The 5,432-nt window shown below is 64.6% G+C and carries 6 protein-coding genes, 1 tRNA gene and 1 pseudogene; 1 reads left to right on the forward strand and 7 read right to left on the reverse strand.

Annotated elements, in window-relative coordinates:
• From WBF82_RS15520 to WBF82_RS15530, 3 genes are all read right to left on the reverse strand, one after another.
• Nucleotides 1-262: aminopeptidase P family N-terminal domain-containing protein (locus WBF82_RS15520; RefSeq protein ID WP_424383879.1), on the reverse strand; the 262-nt coding region annotated here is incomplete at its 3' end.
• Nucleotides 252-1,481: a M24 family metallopeptidase gene (locus WBF82_RS15525; protein WP_424383880.1), complete on the reverse strand. Its 1,230-nt coding sequence runs from the start codon at nt 1,479-1,481 to the stop codon at nt 252-254. The genes WBF82_RS15525 and WBF82_RS15520, both read right to left, overlap by 11 nt.
• Before the next feature lie 72 nt (nt 1,482-1,553).
• Nucleotides 1,554-2,045, reverse strand: a complete 492-nt coding sequence (locus WBF82_RS15530) for a polyketide cyclase (protein ID WP_424383881.1) — start codon at nt 2,043-2,045, stop codon at nt 1,554-1,556.
• 180 nt (nt 2,046-2,225) lie between these two features.
• Here WBF82_RS15530 and WBF82_RS15535 point away from each other — a divergent pair.
• A pseudogene (locus WBF82_RS15535) lies at nt 2,226-3,427 on the forward strand (IS481 family transposase).
• 24 nt (nt 3,428-3,451) lie between these two features.
• On the opposite strand, the gene WBF82_RS15540 reads toward WBF82_RS15535, so the two are convergent.
• The 4 genes from WBF82_RS15540 to WBF82_RS15555 form a co-directional block, all read right to left on the reverse strand.
• Nucleotides 3,452-3,524, reverse strand: a tRNA-Ala gene (locus tag WBF82_RS15540).
• Between the two features lie 44 nt (nt 3,525-3,568).
• The gene (gene glpR / locus WBF82_RS15545) at nt 3,569-4,531 is read right to left on the reverse strand and encodes a gephyrin-like molybdotransferase receptor GlpR (protein ID WP_424383882.1); all 963 of its coding nucleotides are present in this window, start codon (nt 4,529-4,531) and stop codon (nt 3,569-3,571) included.
• Nucleotides 4,532-4,666: 135 nt separating this feature from the next.
• Nucleotides 4,667-5,320 carry a GNAT family N-acetyltransferase gene (locus tag WBF82_RS15550; protein ID WP_424383883.1) on the reverse strand — a complete coding sequence of 218 codons (654 nt, stop codon included), beginning with the start codon at nt 5,318-5,320 and terminating at the stop codon, nt 4,667-4,669.
• 21 nt (nt 5,321-5,341) lie between these two features.
• The coding region (locus WBF82_RS15555; RefSeq protein ID WP_424383884.1) for a hypothetical protein at nt 5,342-5,432 on the reverse strand (91 nt) is incomplete at its 5' end.

A 5,432-nucleotide genomic window follows, 5' to 3' on the forward strand; every position in this document is an offset into this window, starting at 1 on the left:
GGTCACGGCCGATCTCCTCGGGGATTCCTTCGTCCGCCGTGCTGTTCAAAAAGATTTCGCCGGTGGCACGCACGACCACGCAGACAGGCCCGAATGGCCGCGTCCCGGCGATCCATAATTGCGGCGCCCCGGTGACATACCGGACGTTGGCCTGTCGTCCGAGCACCAGGATGTCGATGTCGTGGGCTTCCATCTGCGCGAGTGCCCGTTGGCGACGGCCCAGCCGTAACGCCATGCCGTCGGGCGAAATGTCAGGACCCATAAGGCGTGTACGGGTAGTCGGTAATCGGCAGGAAGCCATCTTCGGTGATCACCACGATCTCCTCACTGCGGTAGCCGCCGGTTCCGTCTTCCCACACCACCGGCTCCAGGACCAGCACCATGCCGACTGGAAACACGAAGTTGTCGTCGTATTCCTTGCCCAGATCAGTCCCGATCATCGGCGGTTCGGCAGGGTATGTGCCGATGCCATGTCCGAGATAGAAGTGTGGGAGCCAGGGCTTGCTACCGCCGTTGGCGGCGATCGCCGCGCGAGCCAGATCACCTGACGTGGCACCGGCTTTGGTCACTTTCAAGACCGCGGCGAGGATATGGCGCCACTTGTCGAATTGCTCTTGCTGGCGCGCCGACGGCTCGTCGCCAACCAGCCAGGTGCGGCCGAAATCCGAACAGTACCCGGCGTAGCTGATGCTGACATCGGTCCACAGCACGTCACCTTTGGCAAGTTCACGTTCCCCGGTCAGCAGCGGAAGCGCGAGGTCGCCATGGGTGGTCCACACCCCCTCGGCCCGGGACGGCGGCATCACCTGCCAGATCGCCTCGAGCATGTTGGCCGTCGCGCCCAGTTCGAATGCCCTGCGCACCAGCTTGGCTGACAGATCGATTTGCCGCACGCCCGGCGCCAACTGCTTCTGCACATCGACCATGGCCTCTTCGGTGATGCGACTCGCCTTGCGAAGGCACGACACTTGGTCTGGTGTCTTGACCAGGTTGGCCGCTCCCACCACCACCGCGGCCTCCGAGGGCGGCCCGCCGGGGAAAAGCCGATCCGCGGCCCGGCGCATCTCCCCCGTCGTCTCATCGACAGCGACCCTGGCGCCCGGCGGGATCAAATCATCGATCACGCGCGCGAAATGCTCTACGCCTTCTTCTAATTCAAGATAGAGCGGGCCATGCAGATGATCCGCCGGCAGCTCGGATTCCGACGCGGCTCCTTCGCGAAACGGTAGGAACAAATGCGGATGCTCGTCGGCGGCAAGCACGATCGCCACCGGCCGCTCCACGTGCGACAGCCCGGCATCCAGCACCGGCCAACTGGCGCCCGTGGCATAGACCACGTTGTCGTTCATCAACAGGACCAATGCATCGACACCGTTGTCGGCCATCACCGATCGAAGCCGCGCGCCGGTTTCGCGACGCATCCGCGGAAAGTCGGGCGCCTCGGGAATGAGAAAGGTGTGTGCGGCCGGAGGAGTCGTCATCTACACATCCTTGATGTTGCCCCGGCTCACCATGTCACGCCACGCGCAGCAGGACAAGCCGACCGTTCGGACTCAGCCGGTGCCGCCTTGGGCCGTGGCCAGCTCGCAGAGATGCTTCAGCGAATTATCCAGGTGCGCGGGATCGAACGGCGGGAATCCAATGTGCTCACGGAGATTCGGCGCAACCGCCGACCAGTCGTAGGTAAGGGTGACGTGCGATTCCGACGATCCCACGCTGCATATGTCATAACCCCAAATCCAGCCGCCGAAAGAAAGGTTGCCGTCGCCTGCCGCGTCTTGGCCGGGTTCCCAGGCAATCGCGCGTGGACGGTCGCAGACAACCACCTTGTTGGCCATCTCGTAGTTCTTGTTGGGGTGGCCGTCGTGATACATCGCGACCCTGAAGATCTGGCCGGCGCCCGTCAACGGCTCGCGGTCGACGGCTTCTCCTACCCAACCCGTCCCGTCGATGGCGGAGTGGGTCGTCGGGTCCGCCAGCACATCGAACACCGTCTCGGCCGGGGCGGGGATGGTGATCGTGGCGCTCATGGTGTCGTTTGTCATGCCAATACAGACTGCGATAGGCCAGAAAAATCATCGCGCGGGGACCGTTACCCATCAAGGCAACACAGCGACCTTCCATATTTGTCTGAGTTCACGACATAGGTGACACATGAGTCGCGTCATGGGTGACACCTGCAATGGCCTCATGATGAGTCGCGTCATAGGTGACAGTCATGGCTCATGTCGAAAGCACGTGTGGCCGTCTTGGAAGTCGTCAGTGGAAACCTCACCGTCACCGCTGCCGCGCGGGCCTACGGACTGTCCCGACAACACATCTATCGACTGCTCAAGCGCTATCAACTCGGCGGCCTCGACGCTGTCGAACCTCGCTCGCGACGACCCGCCAGCAACCCCCGCGCCGTCAGTGACAAGGTCATCGCCGCCATCGTCGTGCTGCGCGAACAACTCACCGCCGACGCCTCGACGCCGGGCCCCTAACGCTGCAAGAGCATCTGGCCCAGCAGGGCCTGGCGGTGCCGGCCACCTCCACCATCCGACGCATCCTGCACCACCACGGCCTGATCAGCCCACAACCACGCAAACGCCCCAAAAGCTCCTACCACCGCTTCGCCGCCGACAAACCCAACGAATGCTGGCAATCAGACTTCACCCACTGGACTCTGGCCGACGGCACCGACGTCGAAATCCTCAACTGGCTCGACGACCACTCCCGATTCCTGCTGGCCTGCACCGCCTACCGGCGCGTCACCGGCCCCGACGTCGTGGCCAGCTTCACCGCCGCCGCCATCCGATACGGCCTACCCGCGGCCACCCTCACCGACAAAGGAGCCGTCTATACCTCCCGATTCACCCACGGCCACAACGACTTCGAACGCCTACTTGCCAGCCTGGGCATCACCCAGAAAAACGGTCACCCCAACCACCCACAGACCCAAGGCAAAATCGAACGCTTCCACCAAACCCTCAAACGCTGGCTCGCAGCCCGACCCCACCCCGCCACGATCGCCGACCTACAAACCCTGCTCGAGACCTTCAGCGCCCTCTACAACACCCAACGCACCCACCGCTCCCACCCCGCACGAACCACCCCCGCACAGGCCTACCAAGCACGCCCCAAGGCCCACCCCACCAGCCAACCCAGCGCACACTTCCGCATCCGCCACGACACCGTCGACCAATTCGGCAAACTCACCCTGCGTCACGGCAGCCGGCTACACCACCTCGGCATCGGGACCACCCACGCCCACACCTCGGTGCTGCTCCTCGTCACCGCCCACACCGTCACCGTCATCAGCAAAGCCGGCCACCACGTCCTGAGCAGCCACCACATCGACCCCGACAAAAAACTATCGGCGCAACCAACAGAAAACCCCGGCCGATGGCCGGGGCGATCTGTAACCAATGACGCGACTCATGTGTAACCCATGACCCGACTCATCACTCTGTGGAGCTAAGGGGATTCGAACCCCTGACCTACTCGATGCGAACGAGTCGCGCTACCAACTGCGCCATAGCCCCTGATCGCTAGCAGGCTACCAGTCGCGACGTGCGTCGCCGAACCGTTACTGCCCGGCAGCTCGCGGCAGGTCTCCGTGCCAGCCGTAATCCCGCGCGTACGGCGCGTAGTCGAGATGCTCGAAGATTGGATCCTCGTCGTCGATCTCCAGCACGACGGCTCCCGGGCGCCGCAGCCGCGACGGGACGACGTCGAATTCGCGGTCATAGGCGTTCTCGACGCCGAGGCGCGACCGCGCCATCCGGTGCATCCGACGGCGTTGCACCCGCTCCTCGATCCGGGTCTGCCGGCGCAGATACCCCAGGTAGAGCACCGTCACAGCGGCAAAGCTGCCGCAGATCCACCACGCCCCACGATTCAGCAGGAACGCGGCGCTCGCCGAGCCGACCAATGCCAGCGCCATGACCATCAGCACCCGTTTGCGAAATGCGTACTTGCGGGCGCTAACCGCGGCCGCGGTCTCGTGTTGATGGCGCCGGGAAAACGCGTGCGCGACGGCCACAGGCGCTTCCTCAGCGACCGGAATCCCCGATGTGTCGTCGATGTATTCGTATTGATCGGTGCCCTCGTCCTCGGTGTCCTCGCCATCCGAGGTCTCGTCCTCGGCCACCTGTTGGGGCTGCTCCTCGGCCACCGGCTCGGCTACCACCGCGTCGTCCGCGTCGGCCACTTCGGCGTCGCGCCCAGCCTCGTCGACAGCCACTGCGGCCGCGACGACATCGCCGCCGGCTTGCGGCATTTCCTCGGTGTCGTCGGAGTCGAGGTCTTCAAGGTCCCCGTGCTCGTCCTCTTCTGGCTGCCAGTCCGGGTCACTACGGTGTCCAGCGGCCGGTCCGGCCCGTTTGAGCAGCCGGGCCGCCGCCGCACCGCTGTTGAGCACGCGGGTCGCCAAGGCCACATCGCTGGTGCGCCGCACCGCGTCGCGCTTGCTGATCAGCATGGGAACCAGCACGAACAGCCAGAGCACCACGAGCGATATCCATAACAATGACTGCGGGATGCTTGGCATGGTGACCTGCTCCTTTCCCCGCCAGATTAGGCCGGTAGTCGGCGCATTCAGTCGAGGCGCGCCCAGGACAATTACACACCTGTAATTTGCTGCTGACAAGCACCACCAGCCACAAATGTCACATTTGCAACAGGATCAAGCCCAACTCGCGTGCCCGTCACGCACCAGAGCCGACGTCACCGAGCCGTAGACCTCGTCGGCTGTCAGGCCCACCAACACGTGATCGCGCCAATCCCCGTCGACCTGGAGGTAACGGCGCAACAGCCCCTCCTCGCGGAACCCAACCTTTGCCAGCACCGCCCGGCTCGCCACATTCTCCGGGCGCACGGTGGCTTCCACACGGTGCAGCCTGACCGGGCCGAAGCAGTGATCCAGGCCCAACGCCAACGCTCCGGTGGCCACCCCGCCACCGGTGAACGAGCTGGCCACCCAGTACCCGATCCATGCCGACCGCAACGCGCCGTGGGTGACGTTGCCGATGGTCAGCTGTCCGCAGAAGTGGCCTTCCAATTCGATCGCATACGGCAACATGCGGCCCTTGCGCGCTTCTGATCGCAAACTCGAACACACCGCCGGCCAAGACGAAATCGAATGCCGCGCAGTCCAATCCGCTTCGGTGCTGGGCTCCCAGGGCTCCAGATGCGCGCGGTCGGCCAGCCGGGTGCGGCTCCATGCAGCGGCGTCGCGCATGCGTACCGGGCGCAACCGGATGACTCCTGCCGACACCCGCAGCGGACCCGCACTCGTCGGCCAGCCGGGATGCTGGGAGCTAGCGCGCCACACGCTCACGTGCCCGAACCACCGTGTCGCTCAGCCACGCTGAGCCAGAAACGCGACGTCGACGATCTCGCCGATGCGGATCTGCTCGGCCTCACGGGGAACCACGACCAGACAGTTTGCC

It is taken from the genome of Mycobacterium sp. (assembly GCF_049673265.1).
Lineage (GTDB): Bacteria > Actinomycetota > Actinomycetes > Mycobacteriales > Mycobacteriaceae > Mycobacterium.

Bases quoted from the DNA above. Each gene is read 5' to 3' on its own strand.
- glpR (WP_424383882.1), bottom strand. From the start codon at position 4,531: ATGCCAAGCATCCCGCAGTCATTGTTATGGATATCGCTCGTGGTGCTC.
- WBF82_RS15525 (WP_424383880.1), bottom strand. From the start codon at position 1,481: ATGACGACTCCTCCGGCCGCACACACCTTTCTCATTCCCGAGGCGCCC.
- WBF82_RS15530 (WP_424383881.1), bottom strand. From the start codon at position 2,045: ATGACAAACGACACCATGAGCGCCACGATCACCATCCCCGCCCCGGCC.